At 44.8% G+C, this 21,587-nt stretch carries 21 protein-coding genes; 15 read left to right on the top strand and 6 right to left on the bottom strand.

The genetic code is table 11. From position 1 onward, the window contains the following. Window positions 1-93: 93 nt before the first annotated feature. Window positions 94-735: a DUF2959 domain-containing protein gene (locus FCV43_RS03795; protein ID WP_017053833.1), complete on the bottom strand. Its 642-nt coding sequence runs from the start codon at window positions 733-735 to the stop codon at window positions 94-96. 43 nt (window positions 736-778) lie between these two features. On the opposite strand from FCV43_RS03795, the gene FCV43_RS03790 reads away from it, so the two are divergent. Genes FCV43_RS03790 through FCV43_RS03780 form a run of 3 tightly spaced genes read left to right on the top strand, consistent with a single transcriptional unit; the run spans window position 779 to window position 3,080 of the window. Further along, complete coding sequence (locus FCV43_RS03790) at window positions 779-1,717, top strand: virulence factor BrkB family protein (protein ID WP_017053832.1); 939 nt, start codon at window positions 779-781, stop codon at window positions 1,715-1,717. Continuing rightward, the gene (gene dtd / locus FCV43_RS03785) at window positions 1,689-2,123 is read left to right on the top strand and encodes a D-aminoacyl-tRNA deacylase (RefSeq protein ID WP_017053831.1); all 435 of its coding nucleotides are present in this window, start codon (window positions 1,689-1,691) and stop codon (window positions 2,121-2,123) included. Before FCV43_RS03790 ends, dtd begins: the two co-directional genes overlap by 29 nt. 33 nt (window positions 2,124-2,156) lie before the next feature. Continuing rightward, entirely contained in the window at window positions 2,157-3,080 is a 924-nt protein-coding gene (locus FCV43_RS03780; protein WP_017053830.1) for a bifunctional GNAT family N-acetyltransferase/hotdog fold thioesterase, read from the top strand. Window positions 3,081-3,311: 231 nt separating this feature from the next. Here the strand turns inward: FCV43_RS03780 and FCV43_RS03775 are convergent, their stop codons facing one another. The 4 genes from FCV43_RS03775 to hslR all read right to left on the bottom strand — a co-directional run bounded on the left by FCV43_RS03775 (window position 3,312) and on the right by hslR (window position 8,756). Next, on the bottom strand, window positions 3,312-5,393 hold the full coding sequence (locus FCV43_RS03775) for an AsmA family protein (protein ID WP_136994070.1): 2,082 nt from the start codon (window positions 5,391-5,393) through the stop codon (window positions 3,312-3,314). A gap of 109 nt (window positions 5,394-5,502) precedes the next feature. Beyond that, entirely contained in the window at window positions 5,503-7,128 is a 1,626-nt protein-coding gene (pckA, locus tag FCV43_RS03770; RefSeq protein ID WP_017052072.1) for a phosphoenolpyruvate carboxykinase (ATP), read from the bottom strand. Window positions 7,129-7,464: 336 nt separating this feature from the next. Beyond that, window positions 7,465-8,355: an Hsp33 family molecular chaperone HslO gene (gene hslO / locus FCV43_RS03760; protein ID WP_136994069.1), complete on the bottom strand. Its 891-nt coding sequence runs from the start codon at window positions 8,353-8,355 to the stop codon at window positions 7,465-7,467. Between the two features lie 14 nt (window positions 8,356-8,369). After that, on the bottom strand, window positions 8,370-8,756 hold the full coding sequence (gene hslR, locus FCV43_RS03755; protein ID WP_113796182.1) for a ribosome-associated heat shock protein Hsp15: 387 nt from the start codon (window positions 8,754-8,756) through the stop codon (window positions 8,370-8,372). A 217-nt stretch (window positions 8,757-8,973) separates the two neighbouring features. On the opposite strand from hslR, the gene gspC reads away from it, so the two are divergent. The 12 genes from gspC to FCV43_RS03695 all read left to right on the top strand — a co-directional run bounded on the left by gspC (window position 8,974) and on the right by FCV43_RS03695 (window position 20,581). Further along, window positions 8,974-9,903, top strand: coding sequence for a type II secretion system protein GspC (gspC, locus tag FCV43_RS03750; protein WP_040887159.1), 930 nt, complete (start codon window positions 8,974-8,976; stop codon window positions 9,901-9,903). An 89-nt stretch (window positions 9,904-9,992) separates the two neighbouring features. Continuing rightward, the gene (gene gspD / locus FCV43_RS03745; protein ID WP_136994068.1) at window positions 9,993-12,020 is read left to right on the top strand and encodes a type II secretion system secretin GspD; all 2,028 of its coding nucleotides are present in this window, start codon (window positions 9,993-9,995) and stop codon (window positions 12,018-12,020) included. Beyond that, the gene (gene gspE, locus FCV43_RS03740; RefSeq protein WP_017052067.1) at window positions 12,020-13,522 is read left to right on the top strand and encodes a type II secretion system ATPase GspE; all 1,503 of its coding nucleotides are present in this window, start codon (window positions 12,020-12,022) and stop codon (window positions 13,520-13,522) included. The genes gspD and gspE overlap by 1 nt, the downstream gene beginning before the upstream one ends. Next, window positions 13,522-14,748 (top strand): type II secretion system inner membrane protein GspF, encoded by a 1,227-nt coding sequence (gspF, locus tag FCV43_RS03735; protein ID WP_017052066.1) that lies wholly within the window; start codon window positions 13,522-13,524, stop codon window positions 14,746-14,748. Before gspE ends, gspF begins: the two co-directional genes overlap by 1 nt. A 104-nt stretch (window positions 14,749-14,852) precedes the next feature. Continuing rightward, window positions 14,853-15,296: a type II secretion system major pseudopilin GspG gene (gene gspG, locus FCV43_RS03730; RefSeq protein WP_017052065.1), complete on the top strand. Its 444-nt coding sequence runs from the start codon at window positions 14,853-14,855 to the stop codon at window positions 15,294-15,296. Between the two features lie 88 nt (window positions 15,297-15,384). After that, complete coding sequence (gene gspH, locus FCV43_RS03725) at window positions 15,385-16,002, top strand: type II secretion system minor pseudopilin GspH (protein ID WP_136994067.1); 618 nt, start codon at window positions 15,385-15,387, stop codon at window positions 16,000-16,002. Next, the gene (gene gspI / locus FCV43_RS03720; RefSeq protein WP_017052063.1) at window positions 15,992-16,351 is read left to right on the top strand and encodes a type II secretion system minor pseudopilin GspI; all 360 of its coding nucleotides are present in this window, start codon (window positions 15,992-15,994) and stop codon (window positions 16,349-16,351) included. Before gspH ends, gspI begins: the two co-directional genes overlap by 11 nt. Continuing rightward, window positions 16,338-17,057 carry a type II secretion system minor pseudopilin GspJ gene (gspJ, locus tag FCV43_RS03715; protein WP_136994066.1) on the top strand — a complete coding sequence of 240 codons (720 nt, stop codon included), beginning with the start codon at window positions 16,338-16,340 and terminating at the stop codon, window positions 17,055-17,057. The genes gspI and gspJ overlap by 14 nt, the downstream gene beginning before the upstream one ends. Next, on the top strand, window positions 17,050-18,102 hold the full coding sequence (gene gspK, locus FCV43_RS03710) for a type II secretion system minor pseudopilin GspK (protein ID WP_136994065.1): 1,053 nt from the start codon (window positions 17,050-17,052) through the stop codon (window positions 18,100-18,102). Before gspJ ends, gspK begins: the two co-directional genes overlap by 8 nt. Continuing rightward, entirely contained in the window at window positions 18,071-19,309 is a 1,239-nt protein-coding gene (gspL, locus tag FCV43_RS03705) for a type II secretion system protein GspL (protein ID WP_136994064.1), read from the top strand. The genes gspK and gspL overlap by 32 nt, the downstream gene beginning before the upstream one ends. Before the next feature lie 11 nt (window positions 19,310-19,320). Further along, entirely contained in the window at window positions 19,321-19,815 is a 495-nt protein-coding gene (locus FCV43_RS03700) for a type II secretion system protein M (protein ID WP_017052059.1), read from the top strand. A gap of 1 nt (window position 19,816) precedes the next feature. Beyond that, entirely contained in the window at window positions 19,817-20,581 is a 765-nt protein-coding gene (locus FCV43_RS03695) for a type II secretion system protein N (RefSeq protein ID WP_170961601.1), read from the top strand. Between the two features lie 168 nt (window positions 20,582-20,749). Here the strand turns inward: FCV43_RS03695 and cysQ are convergent, their stop codons facing one another. Continuing rightward, complete coding sequence (cysQ, locus tag FCV43_RS03690; RefSeq protein ID WP_017052057.1) at window positions 20,750-21,577, bottom strand: 3'(2'),5'-bisphosphate nucleotidase CysQ; 828 nt, start codon at window positions 21,575-21,577, stop codon at window positions 20,750-20,752. Window positions 21,578-21,587 lie beyond the last annotated feature (10 nt).

The following is a 21,587-nucleotide window of genomic DNA, read 5'->3' as shown; positions in this document are numbered from 1 at the left end:
AAATAATGCTGTTTGCTGTTTGCTGTTTGCTGTTTGCTGTTTTTCGTATTTCTCTGTTCAGCGATTTAGCCGCTTAGTTATTTAGTAGACCTGTTATTTAGCATTCAACTTTTTCAGAAACTTATCGGACTCTGCGATAGCGGTATTCATCTGTTTAATCGCATAACTAATATCTTGCTCCAATGACATAAACTCTCCTTGAAGTGAGCCTATCGCACTCGCGTTTAAGTTATGTTTTAAGTAGAGAGTATTGTCACGCAGTGTATTGAGCACGGGCGTCATTTTTTGCTCTGCACGTTTCATCGCTTTCAGCATCGCCGTGTAAGAGGTTTTGGTCTCACGTAGCTTTTGTTCGCTTGAACGACGTAATTTGCTGCTGGTGTATAAATCTAACTCGGTTTGCCATTCATCAAACAGCGCATCAGAAACATCTTCGATAGCGGCTATTTTATTGCGAACATCTTGTGCCGCTTGCTCGCTGTCTTGGTATTTATCATTTATTTTATTATAAATAGCCTCAAGCTCGCCTCCGTCAAATTTGGTCAGTGCTGATAACGCTTCGAGAGCACTGGTAAACTCTTGTTGAGCATCTTGTTGAGACTCTTTGGCATCCTCAACGCGATCGACCATGATGTCTCGTTTATGGTAGCCGACCTGTTCCATTGCTGAGTAATATGCGCTTTGACATCCACTTAACGTAAAAACTGATAGCAGAATGATAAGTACGTAGGGCATCCTATTTCTCCATACATAGGTATAATCAATTATTAATAAGACTATGAACGAGTTATTTGGGAGATACAAGTTGAGAATCGAACAGATTACACAACAATTGGTGCCATTTGGACGCTATTTGCTCACGCGAATGAGCCATGATCGAGTCAATGTGAATGCGGGCTACCTTGCTTACATTACGCTGCTTTCGATTGTGCCACTGCTGACTGTTTTGTTATCGATACTGTCTTCATTTCCAGTTTTTGAGAATGTGGGCGTGGTATTACAAAAATTCATTATTACTCATTTTGTTCCTGCCGCAGGCGATGCGGTTCATGGCGCATTAACTGAGTTTGTTGCCAATACCGGAAAAATGACGGCAGTTGGCGCTGCATTTTTGTTTATTGCGGCATTAATGTTGATTTCAAATATTGATAAGAATCTTAACTACATTTGGCGAGTGACTGCAAAACGCCGCGCCGTCTTTTCATTTTCAATGTACTGGATGGTATTGACGCTTGGTCCCGTATTGATTGGTGCCAGTATTGCGGCAACATCGTATGTGACCTCTCTTAACTTTCTGGAGAGTGAAACGATCTCTGGGGTATATCACACATTACTTCGCTGGCTGCCTTTTATCCTCTCTTTAAGTACTTTTGTTGGCTTATATCTGTTGGTTCCAAATAAGAAGGTACACATTAGTCATGCGGTGATGGGTGCATTAGTGGCGGCACTGCTTTTTGAGATGAGTAAGAAAGGTTTTGCTCTTTATATAACCCAGTTTCCTTCTTACCAATTGATTTATGGCGCATTAGCCGCGATTCCTATCCTGTTTGTGTGGGTGTATTTATGTTGGTTGATTGTATTAATTGGGGCGGAAGTTACGGCAGCGTTAGGCGAAAGTGCTCAGTGGAGTTCGAAGCAAGAAGTGCTAAACTCGACCATAATTAGTGATGAAGAAGAAGGAATTACCAGTGATAGCACTGATCCAAAGAGTAAGTGAAGCCGCTGTTAAAGTGGAAGGTGAAGTCGTTGGTGAGATAGAGCAAGGCTTATTGGTGTTGCTCGGCGTAGAAAGAGATGACGATGAGGCAAAAGCGAAACGCTTGATGGAGCGTGTGACGACTTATCGCGTGTTTGGTGACGATGACGACAAGATGAATTTGAATGTAAAACAAGTCAATGGAAGTGTACTTGTGGTCTCTCAATTTACTTTGCCTGCGGATACAAAGAAAGGCACCCGAGCCGGATTTTCTCGTGGCGCTCACCCTGCCGACGCTGAGCGTTTGTATGATTTCTTTGCTGATCAATGTGAGCAAGTATTGCCAACTGAACGTGGTCGCTTTGCTGCTGATATGAAAGTATCATTAGTTAACGATGGTCCCGTGACGTTTTGGTTGCAGGTATAGCGGTAAATAGGATTTTTCTAAAAAAGGATTTTCATGTTTAAACTTATTACTCCAAAGACGGAGAATCAGCTAAACAAGTACTACCATTTTCGCTGGCAGATGCTACGTGAGCCATGGCGGATGCCGATTGGTTCAGAGCGAGATGAGTATGACCCAATGAGCCACCATCGGATGATTGTTGATGGCCGTGGTCGACCTATCGCGGTTGGGCGACTTTACATTACCCCCGATAACGAAGGGCAAATTCGTTTCATGGCGGTGAAAAACTCGGCTCGAAATAAAGGGATGGGATCTCTGCTCCTTGTGACCCTTGAGTCTCTTGCACGTCAAGAAGGGGCTAAACGTCTGGTTTGTAGTGCGCGTGAAGATGCGATTTCATTTTACGAGAAGAATGGTTTTGAAAGCCAAGGCAACTTGAATGACCAACGCGGGCCTGTACGTCATCAACAGATGATTAAACCTCTCGATCCAATGGCAGATGTGCTTCGTCGGCCAGAATGGTGTAGTGAACTGCAAGAACGCTGGGAGAATCATATTCCGATCAGTGACAAGATGGGAATCAAGATCAATCAGTACACGGGATACCAATTCGAGTGCAGTGCGCAACTCAATCCAAACTTAAACCCACACAACACCATGTTTGCGGGTTCCGCCTTTACCCTCGCGACTTTAACGGGGTGGGGGATGGCTTGGTTATTGATGAAAGAGCGTAACTTGAAAGGGGATATTGTGTTGGCTGATAGCAATATTCGTTACCGCCACCCCGTTGAGGAGAGCCCCGTTGCGATGACCTCTTTAGATGGGATCAGTGGTGATTTGGATCGGCTGGCTTCAGGGCGTAAAGCTCGGATTGTTATCAATGTCACTATCTATAGTGGAGACGTCGCGGCAGTGCAGTTTATTGGAACCTACATGCTGCTACCCAACTACAAAGCGGTGCTAAATAGTAGCATGTAAACGCAATGATAATAATTGCGCCCTTGTCACGGTAGTGGCCAGTTCATTAGTGATGGCCGTATGGATCAATCTTGAATGAGCGGGGTAATATACTAATCGTAGTAAATAACTGGTCATCCTAGCTTGTTAAAATACTCGATAACGGCGTTAGAAATTTTGATTGCAGAATAACTACTTATCGAAAATTTCTGCCTTGTTCTCAAGCATTTTTCCTACGCTTTTTATGACCATCTACTTACTGTGATTGGTATTATCCGTTAAGCATTGATCTTCGGCTTGGCTAATATCAGAAGTCAGCGCTCCAGTGTGTTTCTGACAAGCTTGTTGATACTCTAGCGTAACCTGCTCTTTATTTGGTAACGCTAGATCGTATTGCCCTTCAATCTTCCCATCAATATCACTCCCAATGATGGTGATTTTATTGACATTAATTCGCCCTCGATCCATTTGAATCTGAATATCTGAGATCTCTACAGGGACGGATACCTCTTCCTCATTTTGAGTCATAAACTCCGCTGATGGCGTTATGGTTTCATTCTCTTTTAGTACCTCTTTTAGCTCCTCTTGAGTTTGAGGCTGAAGCTGAGAGGCTTGTGTCGGCAGCGGTTTCGGTGCTATGTGCTGTTGAGGTGGGTTCGCAATCGCAGCATTTCGAATCGAGCCTTGCAGCTGCCCCGTCAAAGAGTGAGCGAACATGAGTTCATCTCCTGCGAGCCCAGAAGCGGTGAGTTCGAATTCAGCTAAACCATGCAGTTCAAAAGGTAACTTCAAAGGCTTAACTAGAGGTTGAATGTCTAGCCCATCGACACCAATCTCAAGTTGCCATGGTTGACTCGGCTTAGAAAATGCCATGGTGGCGCTGGCTTCGATATAACCTTGTTGTAAAGGGAAGAATAGGCGATTGAGCCGCCAGTCACCATGCTGACTCTCCATCTCAAAGAGCCCCTGTGAGGCCACAATATTTTGATAGCTGGCACTGTTGGCACTCATCGTTAATGAACCATTCCAGACACCTTGGCGACCTTTCCTGATGAGTTCTAACGACTTTCCTTCCGCACTCATACCTGAGAGTTGCCAAAATGGTTCAGTCGCAAGTTGAATAAATTGGCTACGTTCAATGTTGAGTTGCTCAATAGAGAGTGATTGATAATCGTGAAAAAGCTTGCCTAACCAGTGAGTTGAGTTCTCTTGCTCTGCTATCCATTTGACACCGTTGATCGAGAGATTTTTTAGCTTGGCAGAGTTGGGTGAGAATTGCCCATTAAAAGCAACAAACCCTTGAAGCAAGGAGGCATTAAAATTCGATATCTTAATGGAATTAGGAAAGAAGTTCGCTTGAAAGCTCGGCTCGATCCACTGCTCACCTTGATAAATAACACTTTCCGCATTGAGTGATAAATATCCAGAGTCTTGCTGCCAAATGTTCGTTGGAAAAGTGAGATCTTCAATCGAGGCGTCAACATTAATAAGGTGGATGTCATTGAAAGCTAAATCGCTGTTTAGGATGTCGACACTATTAAGATCCCAATTCACTGGAGCAATGTTTTCCCAGGGCTTGGCAAGAATACGTTCTACCTGTTTCTGGTTTAGGTTGAGCTTATTGAGAGTGACATTGATGAGTGACCAACGATCATTTAACTGTTCTGCTTGTCCTGATATTTGAGCATCACGCCACTCAAAAGAGAGACCATAAATAGTGCTGCGCTCTTGCTTGTAGTTGCTGCTGATCAGCAACTGATTGAACGCCTCACCTTGCCAGTAAACCTGGTCAGCACTGAGCTGAACTTTACCAAATGGCATGATCTGGTTAGCGTGCGACCAAAGTGGGTTTTCTATTTGTATATTCATTCCACGGGCACTGAAATGACCGTCTGAATAATCCAAATTGTTGATGGCTAATTGAGAGACTAGGACGTTCTCTGGTGGGTGGGTCGCGTTGATGCCTTGCTGTAGGCTTAACCCGTCAATCAAGACGCTATCAATGGCAAGCTTGCCCTCTTTTATCAGGCGAGAGTTCAGCCAGATATCCACTTGATCAATATAGCTTAGGTCTGTTTTTTCAAAACTTACGTCATGTAGAGTGAAGTGAGTCGGGAACTCGTACGTCACTTTTTTAATATGGGTTGGTATCAGGATCGAAGACGATGAGTGTTGAGTGCTAGTGTGTTGACTGGCAAGTCGTTGAGAATAAGAAGAGAGCAGTGAATTAACCAGCGGGGTCGCGTACTGAGTGTGTAATACGCCAATCAATACACATAACGTGGCCGTTAGCAGCAGAAGCAGAACAATGACTGCTTTAATGGCTCTATTCATTCCCTGATTGCCTTTTTTCAATATTCAGATTGATACAGTGGCCCAAATTCGATCTTTCATCAACAAAAAAAGCCCCTCAAAAGAGGGGCTTGCTCGTGATTTCTTGGTTTTAGTCTAGTTGAGGGCCTGCTGCAACGAGTGCTTTACCTTCGTCATTATCAGTGTATTGAGCGAAGTTTTTGATAAAGCGTTGTGCTAGATCTTCCGCTTTGCTACTCCACTGTAGTGGATCGACGTAGGTATCACGTGGGTCCAAGATTTCGGCATCAACACCATGTAGAGATGTTGGTACTTCTAAATTGAACATTGGGATAATCTTCGTTTTAGCATCATCGATAGAACCGTCTAAGATAGCATCAATAATACCGCGAGTATCTTGGATAGAGATACGTTTACCCGTGCCATTCCAACCAGTATTGACAAGGTAAGCTTCCGCGCCAGCCGCTTCCATACGTTTCACCAGTACTTCAGCATACTGAGTTGGGTGAAGTGTTAGGAATGCAGCACCAAATGCAGCAGAGAACGTTGGTGTTGGCTCTGTGATGCCACGCTCTGTACCTGCCAGTTTAGCGGTAAAGCCTGATAGGAAGTGGTACTTCGTTTGTTCTGGCGTTAGTTTAGAAACAGGAGGTAGTACCCCAAATGCATCAGCGGTTAAGAAAATAACTTTCTGAGCATGGCCTGCTTTTGAAACTGGCTTAACGATATTATCGATGTGGTGAATTGGGTAAGACACACGAGTGTTTTCTGTTTTAGACCCATCATCAAAATCGATAGAGCCATCGCCACGAACTGTCACATTTTCTAGTAGTGCATCACGGCGGATCGCGTTGTAAATGTCAGGTTCCGCTTCTTTTGAAAGACGAATGGTTTTCGCGTAGCAACCGCCTTCAAAGTTAAAGATACCTTCATCATCCCAACCGTGTTCATCATCACCAATGAGCTGACGTTTAGGATCGGTAGATAGAGTCGTTTTACCTGTACCAGAAAGACCAAAGAAGATCGCAACGTCGTCTTTTTCACCAACGTTTGCAGAACAGTGCATAGAAGCGATGCCTTTTAGAGGAAGTAGGTAGTTCATCATTGCGAACATACCTTTTTTCATTTCACCACCGTACCAAGTACCGCCGATGATTTGAACGCGCTCTGTTAGGTTGAAAGCCACGAAGTTTTCAGAGTTAAGACCATGCTCTTTCCACTTAGGGTTAGTGGTTTTTGCACCATTCATAACAACGAAATCAGGTTCGAATGAAGCAAGTTCTTCTTCTGAAGGGCGAATGAACATATTTTTAACGAAGTGAGCTTGCCATGCGACTTCAGTAATGAAGCGAACGGCTAGGCGTGTATCTTGGTTCGCGCCACAGTAACCATCGAGTACGAATAGACGTTTGCCTGAAAGCTGCTCAGTCACTAACGCTTTTAGATCGTCCCATACTTCAGGGGTGATAGCTTTGTTGTCATTTTTACCTTGATCAGACCACCACATCGTGTCGCGTGTTGTCTCATCTTTAACGATAAATTTATCTTTTGGTGAGCGTCCAGTAAAGATGCCAGTATCAACTGCAACCGCACCTAGTTCCGTTACTACGCCTTTTTCGTAGCCTTCTAAACCTTCGCGCGTTTCTTCAGCAAACAATTGGTCATAACTAGGGTTATGTACAACCTCAGATACGCCAGATAATCCATGTTTTGTCAGATCGATTTGTGCAGCCTTTGTATGTTCCATAACGGTCATAGGTGCTCCTTGTAGGATATTTTGTAGGGATTTTGTAATAATTTTTGTTTTGTAATCTGCTCACCATGCTAACAACGAGATAGGGAGAAAACAGGGATATAGTTCAAAAAATACCCATGTCATATTCGTGGTTTTAAGTGTCTCGTCACATATTGGCGTCTATTATTTTATCCTGTCCGCAATCCTTTGCGCTAGAGCTAAATGATTATTACTTTCAAAAAAATAAGTGAGGAATTTGGCCGTTTAAGCCTTGCTATGACTGGGTTTGGATCACAAAAAAGGCCTGCATGATGCAGGCCTCTGTACGGGTTTTACGTGCTTCTTAATTTATGCAAATTAATGAACAGTGTTGCTACCATTGGCTGCATCGTTATGCATGGCATCAACATCGCCCTTGTCGAACGAGTAACTCGTGCCGCAGTAATCACAATGTAAAGAAATAGATCCTTCTGACGAAAGAATGTCGTAAACTTCTTGTTTTGCAACCGTCATGATGGCAGATGCACTACGTTCACGTGAACAGCCGCAATGAAATACAACATCTTGAGGGGTAAATACTTGCACTTTTTCTTGGTTATATAAGCGATAAAGTAACTCATTCGCTTCAAGAGAGAAGAGTTCTTCATTTTTAACAGTATTCGTTAGTTGCTCTAAATGCTCGAAGTCTTCTGGCGATCCAGTTCCATCGGGCATAACTTGCAGTAGCATACCAGCGGCATGTGCTTGACCTTGGTGCTCACCTAAACGAATCCATAAGCGGGTTTTAAGTTGCTCAGAGCGCTCAAAGTAGCCTTCTAGCACTTGTGTAAGGTTGTCACCTTCTAAGCCGACAACACCTTGGTAGCGTTCGCCCTTCTTCGGCGTAATGGTGATCACTAGGTGGCCTTTACCAATAAGGTCATGTAAGCCAGCATCATCAGCAATATCACCTTCAAAGCGTGCAACACCACGAACTTTCTGATCGTGGTCGCCGTTAATTACGGCAAGAGAGACAGGACCGTCACCTTGAAGTTGTAGAGTAATTGACCCTTCAAATTTCAACGTTGCAGTTAATAGTGTTGTCGCCACTAACAATTCACCCAATAAATTTTGCACTGGTGTTGGGTAATCTTTGCTAGCGATAATTTGTTGGTATGTCTCGTCTAATTGAACTAATTCACCACGAACCGATAGGTTGTCAAATAGGTAGCGGTTTAAAACGTTTTGTGCCGTTGGTTTCGTTGTCATAAGGGCGATCCAGCTTATTGTTGCTTAAATTTAATGATGTTGCGGCGCTGTTTTTTATCAGGGCGGCGTTCAGGGCTTGGGCTAACGGCATGTAACTTGCGATCTTGTGCATGTTGCTCACGCTTGGCCACGCTTTCTTGTGTTTCTGTATAAAGGGTTTGAGCTTCTGGCGCTCCTCGTCGCTGATCAGAGACTTTCTCGATAGTGACGGTTTTTTCTTCATTTCCTTGACGCAAAGTGATAACTGCCCCAAGTTCAACAATTTTACTTGGTTTACTTCGTTGACCATTATAGTGGACTTTGCCACCATCAACCATGTTACGAGCAACGGAACGAGTCTTGTAAAAACGTGCCGCCCATAACCATTTGTCTAGCCTTACTGCTGATGTTGGGGAACTCATAACGCGAATGTACCTCTAAGTGAGATGGTGAATCGTCATATACTGCTGCTAACAATGGTGATTGCGATCAAATTTTTCAAGGTTACTTGCAAATTCAGTCTTCGCTCTCAGCCTAATTTGTTGACTGTGTTATAGTTCGTCCCTATTTTACCCGCGATAAAATTGGCGGTTAATATGCGTATGGTAGAAAGCCAAGAATGAAGAAGGAATCGAATTTTTGAAACGATTAGAGCTCGGAAGCGGAATCAATAGTAGCCCGCTATATATGCGGTTATTGAATAACGGGCCAGCACTCCAGCAACAGATCAGTTTTGTACTAACACTAGTCTTAATCGCAGCGTCTGCTTGGATACTAGGGCAAATCATATGGTTCGTTCAGCCTCAAAGCGGAGCTCTAGTCCCATGGAAAGCGCAAGTCTCTCAAAACCGTGGTAATCATCAATCGCAGCAGATGGATCTATCTGACTTACAAAGTATCAACCTGTTTGGCGCTTATGATGAAAAAAGACCTCAAGTGATCGCTAAACCTGTTGTGCAAGATGCGCCGAAAACACGTCTTAATCTTGTGCTCGTGGGTGCGGTGGCAAGTTCAAACCCTAATACCAGTTTAGCGGTTATAGCCAATCGCGGTAAGCAAGCGACATACGGTATCAATGAAGAAATTGAAGGCACTCGCGCTAAGTTGAAAGCGGTATTGATCGATCGAGTTATTATTGATAACTCTGGACGAGATGAGACGTTAATGCTCGAAGGTTTAGAGTATAAGAAGCTTTCCGTTTCGGAACCGAGTAATAAAAAAACCGTTTCTAATGTCCGTGGTAACAACCCATCAAGCGCTCGTGATAAGTTAGCCAAGATAAAACAAACGATTACTCGTGATCCACAACAGATATTCCAATACGTTCGTCTATCCCAAGTTAAGCAGGGTGGTAAAGTACGAGGCTATCGCGTTAGCCCGGGTAAAGAGCCAGAGTTATTTCAGTCGGTTGGTTTACAAAGCGGCGATATAGCTACGCAACTGAATGGGTTAGACCTCACCGATCCAAAGGCGATGGGGCAAATATTTAGGTCGATTTCTGATTTGACAGAGCTGAGTCTCACTGTCGAGAGAGATGGACAGCAACACGACATCTATATTGAATTTTAGCGACACCATCATCGATATTGATAACGAATTATACATTTAAGATAAGAAGACAGACTCATGCCACATGGGGTGAGTAGAGGGAGAGGTTCGTGAAACATTGGTTGAAGAAGAGTGCATGGTTGTTAGCGGGATGCTTATTCTGTACTCCAGCGGCTATCGCAAATGATTTTAGTGCGAGTTTTAAAGGAACAGACATTCAAGAATTCATCAATATTGTTGGTCGAAATCTAGAAAAAACCATCATTGTTGATCCTGCCGTTCGAGGAAAAATCGACGTCCGTAGTTACGATGTACTCAATGAAGAGCAGTATTACAGCTTCTTCTTGAACGTATTAGAAGTCTACGGTTTTGCGGTGGTTGAAATGGACACCGGCATCTTGAAAATCATTAAAGCGAAAGATGCAAAAACCTCAGCAATTCCTGTAGTGGGCAATAACGAACGCATTAAAGGCGACAGCGTGATCACTCGTGTTGTGGCGGTGAGAAATGTATCTGTTCGTGAATTATCTCCATTATTACGTCAGCTAAATGATAATGCGGGCGCGGGTAATGTCGTTCACTACGACCCTGCTAACATTATTTTGATTACTGGCCGTGCAGCCGTGGTGAATCGCTTAGCGGAAATCATCAAACGTGTTGACCAAGCGGGTGACAAAGAGATTGAAGTAGTAGAGCTAGCGAATGCCTCTGCTGCTGAAATGGTACGTATTGTTGAAGCGTTAAATAAAACCACCAATACAAAAAATACCCCTGCTTTCTTACAGCCTAAATTGGTGGCCGATGAGCGCACCAACTCTATTCTGATTTCAGGTGACCCGAAAGTGCGTGAACGCCTACGTCGTCTGATTGAACAACTGGATGTTGAAATGGCGACCAAAGGTAATAACCGTGTGGTTTACCTGAAATATGCGAAAGCAGAAGACATGGTGGATGTGCTAAAAGGCGTATCAGACAACCTGCAAGCGGAGAAACAGTCGGGCGGTAAGAACAGTAAAACTAAGCGCGGTGATGTCGTGATTGCGGCGCACCAAGGGACCAACTCTCTCGTGATCACCGCTCCGCCAGATATCATGAATGCGATTCAAGATGTGATTGCTCAGCTTGATATTCGTCGTGCGCAAGTACTGATTGAAGCATTGATTGTTGAGATGTCAGAAGGCGACGGGGTGAACCTAGGTGTTCAGTGGGGCAACCTAGAAACCGGCGCGATGATCCAGTACGGCAACACGGGCGCATCTATTGGCCAAGTGATGGTTGGTTTAGAAGAAGCGAAAGATACAACCAAAACAGAGAGCTATTGGAATTCTACGGACAATAAATGGGAAAGTCGCGAGACAACTGAAGAGGGTGATTACACGACGTTAGCTAATGCTTTAGGCAGCGTAAATGGTGCTGCGATGAGTGTGGTTATGGGCGATTGGACAGCACTGATTAGTGCAGTATCAACCGACTCTAATTCGAATATTCTCTCTTCTCCAAGCATTACAGTGATGGATAATGGCGAAGCTTCCTTCATCGTGGGTGAAGAAGTACCAGTATTGACGGGTTCAAGTGCGAGTTCGGGTAATGACAACCCATTCCAAACCGTTGATCGTAAAGAAGTGGGTATCAAGCTGAAAGTTGTACCACAAATCAACGAAGGCGACTCGGTTCAGCTACAAATTGAGCAAGAAGTATCGAACGTTCTTGGCGCGAATGGTGCGGTTGATGTCCGTTTTGCTAAACGTCAGCTTAATACGACCGTGATTGTGCAAGATGGACAGATGCTGGTGCTTGGTGGTCTGATTGATGAGCGCGCACTAGAGAGTGAATCTAAAGTACCACTATTAGGTGACATTCCGTATTTGGGGCACCTATTTAAATCAACCAGCACTCAAGTTGAGAAAAAGAACCTGATGGTGTTCATTAAGCCAACCATTATTCGTGATGGTATGAGTGCTGATGGCATTACTCAACGTAAATACAACTACATTCGAGCTGAGCAGCTATTCAAAGCAGATCAAGGCTTGAAGTTGATGGATAACAGCTTGATTCCGGTATTGCCTGAGTTTGGTGATGACATTCGTCACCCTGCAGAAATTCAAGCGTTTCTAGATCAAATGAAAGAGACGCAATAATGGTTGATATGTTGGATACGGCGCCAGCTTATCGTCGTCTACCTTTTAGTTTCGCCAACCGATTTAAACTGGTATTAGAGTACGCTCACCCAGAGCGTCCCCCGATCTTGTTTTATGTTGCGCCCATCAAGGCAGCGGCATTAATGGAAGTTCGTCGAGTGCTAAAAGGGGCTTTTACGCCTGAAGCGATTTCAGAAGAGCTGTTTGAAAAAAAACTGACCGATGCCTATCAACGTGATTCGTCGGAAGCGCGTCAGTTAATGGAAGATATCGGAGCCGATAACGATGATTTCTTCTCTCTTGCGGAAGAACTACCACAAGATGAAGACCTACTTGAGTCGGAAGACGACGCACCTATCATCAAATTGATCAACGCCATGCTTGGTGAGGCGATCAAAGAGGGTGCTTCTGATATTCATATTGAGACATTCGAAAAAACCTTATCGATTCGCTTCCGTATCGATGGTGTGTTGCGTGACGTTCTAGCGCCAAGCCGTAAACTCTCACCACTGTTGGTGTCGAGGGTTAAAGTGATGGCGAAGTTGGATATTGCAGAAAAGCGTGTTCCACAAGATGGCCGTATCTCATTGCGTATTGGTGGCCGAGCGGTGGATGTGCGTGTTTCGACCATGCCATCGTCACACGGTGAGCGTGTGGTAATGCGTCTTTTAGACAAAAACGCGACCCGCTTAGATCTACACAGTTTAGGCATGACAGCCGAAAATCATGAAAATTTCCGCCGTTTAATCAAACGTCCTCACGGTATTATTTTGGTGACGGGCCCGACGGGTTCAGGTAAATCAACCACCTTGTATGCGGGCTTGCAAGAGCTAAATAGCAACGAGCGAAATATCCTCACGGTTGAAGACCCGATTGAATTTGATATCGACGGTATCGGCCAAACTCAAGTTAACCCAAAAGTGGATATGACGTTTGCGCGTGGTTTACGTGCCATTCTTCGTCAAGATCCCGATGTGGTGATGGTCGGGGAAATTCGTGACCTAGAGACGGCGCAAATTGCGGTTCAAGCATCATTAACGGGTCACTTAGTGATGTCGACATTGCACACGAATACCGCTGTTGGTGCGATTACTCGTCTGCGTGATATGGGGATCGAACCTTTCCTCATCTCGTCATCATTATTGGGAGTATTGGCTCAACGCTTAGTGAGAACATTATGTTCAGACTGCAAAGTGCCTTACCAAGCCGATAATGAGCAGAAGAAACTGTTTAATCTCGGCAGTGATCAAGAGTTGGTGCTGTACAAAGCTCATGGTTGTGAGCAGTGTAATAACAAAGGCTACCGTGGCCGAACGGGTATCCATGAACTTCTAATGATAGATGAATCCGTCCAAGAACTGATTCATGGCGAAGCGGGTGAACAAGCGATTGATAAATGCATCCGCTCTAAAACGCCAAGTATTCGTGATGATGGCTTAGCGAAAGTGAAACGTGGCATAACCTCGCTTGAAGAAGTTATGCGAGTGACTAAGGAAGCATAATGGCGGCGTTTGAATACAAAGCCTTAAACGAAAAAGGCAGACAGAAAAAAGGGGTTATCGAAGGTGATAATGCTCGTCAAGTTCGCCAGCGTTTAAAAGAGCAAGGCTTAGTCCCGATTGAAGTGGTGGAGACTCAGACCAAAGCGAAAGCCGATAAAGCCAGTGGTAAATCTTCAGGTTTTAAGCGTGGCATCAGTACGCCTGATCTCGCTTTGATTACGCGTCAGTTATCGACATTAGTACAATCAGGCATGCCACTTGAAGAGTGCTTAAAAGCCGTTTCTGAGCAGTCTGAAAAACCACGAATTCGCACCATGATGGCCGCTATTCGTTCAAAGGTGACGGAAGGTTACACGTTGGCAGACAGTTTTGCGGATTATCCGCATATTTTTGATGAACTGTTTCGTTCAATGGTTGCTGCGGGTGAAAAATCGGGTCATTTAGATGGCGTTTTGGAGCGACTTGCCGACTATGCTGAAAACCGCCAAAAGATGCGTTCTAAGTTGCAACAAGCGATGATCTATCCGGTTGTGCTTGTCGTCTTCGCCGTGGTGATTGTGTCATTCTTGCTGGCAAGCGTGGTGCCAAAAATCGTCGAACCTATTTTGCAGATGGGTCAAGAGCTGCCTCAATCCACTCAAATACTGCTAGCATCCAGCGAATTTATTCAAAACTGGGGGTTGATGCTGCTCTCTGTGGTCGTGGTCAGCATATATCTTTGCAAGCTTGCCTTGAGTAAACCTAGCATTCGTCTGAGTTGGGATAGAAAAATCCTCTCGATGCCGCTGATCGGAAAGATATCGAAAGGATTAAACACCTCCCGCTTTGCCCATACATTATCGATTTGTACGTCTAGTGCGATCCCTATTCTGGAAGGGATGAAAGTGGCAGTGGATGTGATGTCGAATCAGTATGTGAAAAATCAAGTCACGGCCGCAGCCGATAATGTGCGCGAAGGTTCGAGTTTGCGTAAAGCCCTTGAACAAACCAAATTGTTTCCACCAATGATGCTGCATATGATCGCCAGTGGTGAACAAAGTGGTCAGTTAGAGCAGATGCTGACACGAGCTGCGAACACGCAAGATCAAAACTTTGAATCTACCGTCAATATCGCGTTGGGTATTTTTACCCCTGCACTGATCGCGTTAATGGCGAGTTTGGTGCTGTTTATTGTGATGGCAACCTTGATGCCAATGCTGGAAATGAATAACTTAATTAGTGGGTAGTGTCGTCAATATACGCAGTCAATTTTACACACTATTAATATAATGCATCGTCAATTTTAGAGCTGTCTTGTCAGCAATTAGAGAATTTTAGTTCGGAGAGAAACATGAAAAATAGAATGAAAAAACAAGCGGGCTTTACACTGTTAGAAGTCATGGTTGTGGTGGTTATCTTAGGCGTACTCGCAAGTTTTGTTGTTCCGAACTTGTTAGGTAACAAAGAGAAAGCCGACCAACAGAAAGCCGTGACCGATATTATCGCGTTAGAAAATGCGTTAGATATGTATAAGCTAGATAACAGCGTTTACCCAACAACAGACCAAGGCTTAGAAGCGTTGGTCACCAAACCAAGCAGCCCAGAGCCACGTAATTACCGTGACAATGGTTACATCAAGCGTCTTCCAAATGACCCATGGGGCAATGAGTACCAATACCTTAGCCCTGGTGATAATGGCAATATTGATATCTTTACCCTTGGTGCTGATGGTCAAGAAGGCGGCGAAGATATCTCAGCCGACATTGGCAACTGGAACATTCAGGACTTTCAATAAGAGATAGCGTGGGTAGCGATTTCGCTGCCCATTTTACTCTTATGAGCCCCGATCAATATCAAGTGATACGGCGGTTATATAACATAGTATGACAATCAAACGAGCCACAGGCTTTACCCTCATTGAGATTATGCTGGTATTGGTACTACTTTCCGTTAGTGCTGTAGCGGTGATCGCGACGCTGCCTGATAATAGTGATGATCTTAGTAAAAAACAGGCTCAACGCTTTTATCAGCGCTTCATGTTACTCAATGAAGAAGCAGTGCTAAGCGGTAAAGATTTTGGTATTCGAGTTGATGAGAGTAAGTCGACTTATGTTTACCTCACGCTGACGGCTGATGGTTGGCAAGAGCTTGAGATGGAGCGAATTCCAGCGGTGACAGAGTTAGATGAAAGTATCGCACTTCAGCTAACCTTGGGCGGTGGTGCGTGGGGAAGTGATGACCGACTTTTTGAGCCGAGCAACTTATTTGATGAGAACATGTTCGGCGGAGATACACAATCTGACAATCTCTTCTCTGATGAAAAGAAGAAAAAACCTCAAAAACCACCACAACTCTTTTTACTCTCAAGTGGTGAACTGACTCCGTTTGTTTTAGCGATTTATCCCAACGTTGGAGATGCTGCTCAAGATGGTTGGCGTATTTCCGTGAAAGAGACGGGAGCGGTGCATCTACTCACCCCTGGAGAGAGCGATGAAGAATAACCGAACCCGTGGGATGACGTTGCTAGAAGTGCTGGTGGCACTCGCGATTTTTGCGACCGCAGCCATAAGCGTGATTCGATCGGTGACTCAGCATATTAATACTGTCAGCTATCTAGAAGAGAAGATGTTCGCAGGAATGGTGGTTGATAACCAGATGGCGAAAGTACTGCTGAGCACTGATAAGTTAAAAGCTCAGAAAGGCGAAGCTGAAATGGCAGGTAGAACTTGGTATTGGAAAGTAACGCCGGTTAACACCAGTGGCGACTTACTCAAGGCGTTTGATGTGAGTGCTTCATTAGAGAAAGGCGGAAGCCCATTATCGACGGTGAGAAGTTATGTGGTTAAATAAGCGATCCTCAAACCGCTCAACCGCGAGTTCATCCATCAAATCTGCAGGCTTTACCCTGATTGAAGTTTTGGTGTCGATAGCCATTTTCTCTACCTTAAGTCTTGCGGCTTATCAGGTGGTGAATCAAATACAGCGCAGTAATGAAGTCTCTTTAGAGCGCAGCACTCGAATTAATGAACTTCAACGTTCACTGGTCATGATGGACAGTGATTTTCGTCAAATGGCGTTGAGGCAGTTCCGTACTGATGGCGAAGAGCCGACATCTGCCCTTCTTCAGTGGCAAGAGTACCTGTTGGACTCTGACGCGAAAGGGGTCATGTTTACTCGTTTAGGTTGGCATAACCCACAACAGCAATTTCCTCGTGGGGAAGTGACTAAAGTCGGCTATCGATTAAAAGAATCCACCCTTGAGCGTGTCTGGTGGCGTTATCCCGATACACCAGCAGGGCAAGCTGGCGTGGTGACACCGCTGCTGACTCAAGTGGAAAGTTTAGATTTACGTTTTTACGATGGAAAAAGCTGGCAGAAACAGTGGCAGAGTAAACTCTCTCTACCCAAGGCCGTTTCTGTAGTGCTAACTCTTGAAGATTTTGGCGAAATTGAGCGGATTTACCTCACGTCGGGCGGAAGCATTAAGCTTCAAGATAATGCTAATTCTCAGGATTCGAGCAGCAGTTCTCAAGTGAGTGGTGGCAACAATGGTTAATACCTCTCGTGTGAAGCTGAAAGCGCTCAATCAACCAAGACACCGACAAACGGGTGTCGCGTTGATCGTGGTTTTGATGTTACTAGCCATCATGGCTTCCATCGCAGCCAGCATGTCTGAGCGTCTGTTTGTGCAATTTCAGCGTGCCGGAAATCAGGTGAATTACCAGCAAGCCTATTGGTATAGTTTAGGAGTTGAATCGTTAGCAAAAGTGGCGATTGAACAGAGCTACAAAGACAGTGATACCGTGAACCTAAACCAAGGTTGGGCGTTAGAAGAACAAGTGTATCCACTTGATTATGGAGAAGTATCTGGGCGAATTATTGATCGCCAAGCCTGTTTTAATTTGAATGCATTAGCTCAAGTAAAAGCGAATCTCTCATCCACGGATCGCCCATACTTAGTTAAAGTATTGCAACGGTTGTTAGAGGAATCTGATGTTGAAAATTATTCAGCAGAGGTCATCTCGGATTCGGTGTGGGAATTTGTCGACAGCGATACCAATGTGACCTCCTCTTCTGGTGTAGAAGACAGTACTTATGAAGCGTTAAAACCCTCGTATCTCTCGCCGAATAGTTTAATGGCAGATAGCAGTGAATTGCGAGCGGTGTACCAAGTTAAAGGTGACGTGGTTCAGAAAGTCGATAATCTCGTGTGCGCTCTACCAACCGACAATTGGCGTTTAAATGTGAATACACTCGCGCCGGAGCAGGCCACGATTTTAGTCGCAATGTTTGATCCTGAACTCAGTGAGTCGAATGCTAAAGACTTGATCGAAAGCCGTCCTTTTGATGGTTGGGCAAGTGTGGATGAATTTATGGCAGAGGCCGATATTGCCGCTGTTAATGAGAAAACAAAAAAGCAGGCAAAATCTTACTTAAGTGTAGATAGTGCTTATTTTGAATTGGATGCACAAATTTTAGTGGATGATTCGCGGGTGCGGATCCGAAGCCTTTTGTACAGCGATAATCGGAAAACTGTGACGGTAGTACGCCGTCGTTTTGGAGGGATCAGTGAGCGAGTTTCTGACCGTTCGGCTGAGTAGCGAACATAATGTACCGATCCAATGGCTTGTTTGGTCTACAAACCAAAGTGAAGTGATTGCGAGTGGCCAGTTAGACAGTTATTTACAATTAGAAGAGCTGGTGCCTTATGCACAGCAGAGAACCACGATCGTCTTACTGTCGAGCAGCGATGTGGTTATGACGACGGTTGATATTCCGGCAGGCGCGGCGCGTCAGTTTGAAAGTATGTTGCCTTATTTGGTGGAAGATGAGATCGCTCAAGATGCCGATGAGCTGCATTTTAGTGTCTTAGAGAAATCAGGTCAGAAAGCGTCAGTTTGTGGGGTTGATCAGAATTGGCTCAGCCAAATATTAGGTCAATTCAAACAGCTTGGTATTGAGATCAAAAAAGTCTTACCGGATGGATTAGCACTGCCAGTCGTAGACAATGGTATGAGTGCTGTGCAGGTTGGTCAGCAGTGGTTGATGCGCAAAAAAGCTTATCAAGCGGTGGCGGTTGATCAAGATTGGCTTCCACTGTTCTGCCAGTCAGATTGGTTTTTAGGATCGGAAGTGGATACTGAAGGTGCTGCTGAGCAAAGTATACAGTGCTACAGCGAGCTGCCTGATGAGTCCGTGTTAGTTAGCTCAACCTGTAAGTGGGAACAGCAGCCAGCAACGCTTGTGATGCAGATCCTCGCGCAAGAGGCGATAGCCAGCTCTATCAACTTATTAACGGGCCACTTTAAACCCAAGTCATCATTACTGAAATACTGGAAAACGTGGCAAAAAGTCGCGATTGCTAGCACCTTTTTGATCGCCGTTTTAGCTACGCAGCAAGTGTTACTCGTTAATCAGTATGAAGCTCAGGTGAAAGCTTATCGCGCCGAAAGTGAACGCATTTTCCGTAGCGTGTTCCCTGATAAAAGAAAGATCCCAACAGTGAGTTACCTAAAGCGTCAAATGACGACTGAGCAGCAACGCTTGTCTGGTTCTGGCCAAGCGGATTCTATGCTTACATGGATAAACCTACTGCCTAAAACGTTGGGGACCATCTCTAGTATTGAGTTGCAAAGCTTAAAATATGATGGCAATCGTGGCGAAGTTCGCCTCCAAGCAAGCGGTGCCGATTTCCAAAATTTTGAACAAGCACGAGTTAAGTTGTCTGAACAATTTAATGTTGAACAAGGCCAACTGAATCGCACCGGTGATTCGGTGATGGGCAGTTTCGTCTTAAAGCGTAAGTGAGGGAGAAAACAGTGAAGAATTTACTTTCCTTACTACAAACGTGGTGGACGAGTATTAGCCAGCGTGAGCAGCGATTAGTGATTGGTTGCTCAGTGTTACTTACAATTGGCGTGATTTACTGGGGGCTGTTGCAACCATTGAATGTACGAGCGGAACAGGCTCAACTTCGTATCACAAGTGAGAAACAGCTGCTTAGTTGGGTAGAAAATAAAGCGGATGAAATTGTTGCGTTACGCAGTGCTGGCGGCATTAAAGTCTCTAATCAGCCACTTAACCAGATTATTTCTTCCTCGACTCGAGGTTATAAAATTGAATTAATTCGGGTTCAACCTCGTAATGAAATGCTACAGGTTTGGATTAAACCTGTGCCTTTCAATCAGTTCCTCTCTTGGATCGCTTATCTAAAAGATCAGAAAGGGGTTGAGGTTGAATTTATGGATATTGACCGCTCAGAAAAATCGGGTGTGATTGATGTGAATAGACTCCAATTTAAGCGAGGCAATTGAAGTGAAACGCGGGATTCTTTATAGCGTCATATTTGTATTGGTATTCTCAGTCAGTTTGTTGGCTCATCTACCCATCTCTTTTGTACTGCAACACATGCCGAGCGTTCGAGGGCTTAAAATCGAAGGCGCTCAAGGTACGGTTTGGCAGGGTCGAGCGGATCAAGTGAGTTGGCAGAAGCGAAATTATGGTGCTGCAAACTGGAATTTTCAGTTAAGCCAACTATTCCAAGCGAAAGCTGAATTTGCCGTCCGCTTTGGACGTGGCAGTGATATTGGGCTGCATGGTAAAGGCATGGTTGGGTATGGTTTGTCGGGCCCTTATGCGGAGAGTGTTGTGGCGTCAATGCCAGCAGAGCAAGCATTAGCCTTATCTCCTATGCCAATTCCCGTTCCTGTGACTCTGAATGGTCAATTAGAGCTAACCATTAAGCAGATGACTTACGCGAGCCCTTGGTGCCAAGCGGGTGAAGGTTCACTGGCGTGGAGTAGTAGCAGTGTTGAATCGCCAATTGGAAGCCTTGATTTAGGGCCAGTGATTGCCGACTTTACTTGTGCGGATAGTAAGATCAGTGCGAAGGGTGGACAGCAGAGCTCCAATGTTAGCAGTGAATTTACCGGTGAGTTAACCCCTAACCGTCGTTATAGCAGCCAAGCGTGGTTTAAACCTGGCGCCGAATTCCCTGCGGCTATGAAGGCACAATTAAAATGGTTAGGTAATCCTGATGGGCAAGGTAAGTATCAGTTTAACTACCAAGGCCGTTTTTAAGCCGATGTTTCTCAGAATCTGGTTAGGTTAGCTGTCACTGGCTAGGTCTAGCTGAGGCGGATTACGTTTCGCTGAAACTGAGCTGTGTATTGCTTCTGTACTTAATAAAAATCCCTCGCACTTGTCGAGGGATTTTTGTTTGCATGAATACCAGTGAGTATGGAGTGATTAATCTTTCACTTGCAGAATATTGTCCCAAGGTAGGGCTTCATCACCGATAACAATAAAGTTAGGGTTCTCCAATGTATCTCTTTCGTTGTATGAGAGTGGATCCAGTAGGGTACTTAATATTCGGCCACCGGCCTCTTCAACGATGCATTGAGTCGCGGCGGTATCCCACTCTCCAGTCGGTCCTAAACGAAGGTAACAGTCCACTGCTCCTTCTGCGACTAAGCACGCTTTGAGTGCCGCAGAGCCGAGAGGGACAAGATCATAATTCCACTGAGCGCTCATTCGATTGGTGATGCAATTGATGTCTTGGCGACGGCTGATCGCAATGGCAATAGATTGCTGACTGCCTTCATGTTTGTGAGTTTTAATCTTAACGCTCTCAGCCATGTCAGGGATTTTCCATGCCCCTTTCCCTTGATAGGCATAATAGGTGACACCAGACACTGGCGCATATACTACACCCATCACCGGTTTGTTATTTTCTACAAGAGCGATGATGGTTGCGAAGTCACCACTACGAGCAATAAATTCTTGGGTGCCATCAAGAGGGTCAACCAACCAGTATCGATTCCATTGAGAGCGCTGTTCGAAGCTGATATCGGTATCTTCTTCAGAAAGAACCGGAATGTCTGGAGTGAGCTCGGTCAGTCGCTCCATGATCAATTTATGCGCGGCAAGATCGGCACTCGTTACTGGAGTTTCATCACTTTTAGTAAACGCTTCATACTGTTTGGATTCGTAGATATCTAGAATCAACTGTCCAGCAGAACGAGCGACTTCAATGACTGATGGAATAAGATGAGACAAATCTTTTGTAATGGGCATAAACGTTCCT

This window comes from Vibrio genomosp. F6 (assembly GCF_005146325.1).
GTDB lineage: Bacteria > Pseudomonadota > Gammaproteobacteria > Enterobacterales > Vibrionaceae > Vibrio > Vibrio cortegadensis.
This window is presented reverse-complemented; position numbering and strand designations above follow the sequence as displayed.

What these genes read in the sequence shown, in the direction of transcription:
- gspH (WP_136994067.1), top strand. Translation starts at nt 15,385, where the DNA reads ATGACAATCAAACGAGCCACAGGCTTTACCCTCATTGAGATTATGCTG.
- hslR (WP_113796182.1), bottom strand. Translation starts at nt 8,756, where the DNA reads ATGAGTTCCCCAACATCAGCAGTAAGGCTAGACAAATGGTTATGGGCG.
- cysQ (WP_017052057.1), bottom strand. Translation starts at nt 21,577, where the DNA reads ATGCCCATTACAAAAGATTTGTCTCATCTTATTCCATCAGTCATTGAA.
- FCV43_RS03790 (WP_017053832.1), top strand. Translation starts at nt 779, where the DNA reads ATGAACGAGTTATTTGGGAGATACAAGTTGAGAATCGAACAGATTACA.
- FCV43_RS03775 (WP_136994070.1), bottom strand. Translation starts at nt 5,393, where the DNA reads ATGAATAGAGCCATTAAAGCAGTCATTGTTCTGCTTCTGCTGCTAACG.
- pckA (WP_017052072.1), bottom strand. Translation starts at nt 7,128, where the DNA reads ATGACCGTTATGGAACATACAAAGGCTGCACAAATCGATCTGACAAAA.
- gspJ (WP_136994066.1), top strand. Translation starts at nt 16,338, where the DNA reads ATGTGGTTAAATAAGCGATCCTCAAACCGCTCAACCGCGAGTTCATCC.
- FCV43_RS03795 (WP_017053833.1), bottom strand. Translation starts at nt 735, where the DNA reads ATGCCCTACGTACTTATCATTCTGCTATCAGTTTTTACGTTAAGTGGA.
- FCV43_RS03780 (WP_017053830.1), top strand. Translation starts at nt 2,157, where the DNA reads ATGTTTAAACTTATTACTCCAAAGACGGAGAATCAGCTAAACAAGTAC.
- gspE (WP_017052067.1), top strand. Translation starts at nt 12,020, where the DNA reads ATGGTTGATATGTTGGATACGGCGCCAGCTTATCGTCGTCTACCTTTT.
- hslO (WP_136994069.1), bottom strand. Translation starts at nt 8,355, where the DNA reads ATGACAACGAAACCAACGGCACAAAACGTTTTAAACCGCTACCTATTT.
- gspG (WP_017052065.1), top strand. Translation starts at nt 14,853, where the DNA reads ATGAAAAATAGAATGAAAAAACAAGCGGGCTTTACACTGTTAGAAGTC.
- gspF (WP_017052066.1), top strand. Translation starts at nt 13,522, where the DNA reads ATGGCGGCGTTTGAATACAAAGCCTTAAACGAAAAAGGCAGACAGAAA.
- gspK (WP_136994065.1), top strand. Translation starts at nt 17,050, where the DNA reads ATGGTTAATACCTCTCGTGTGAAGCTGAAAGCGCTCAATCAACCAAGA.
- gspI (WP_017052063.1), top strand. Translation starts at nt 15,992, where the DNA reads ATGAAGAATAACCGAACCCGTGGGATGACGTTGCTAGAAGTGCTGGTG.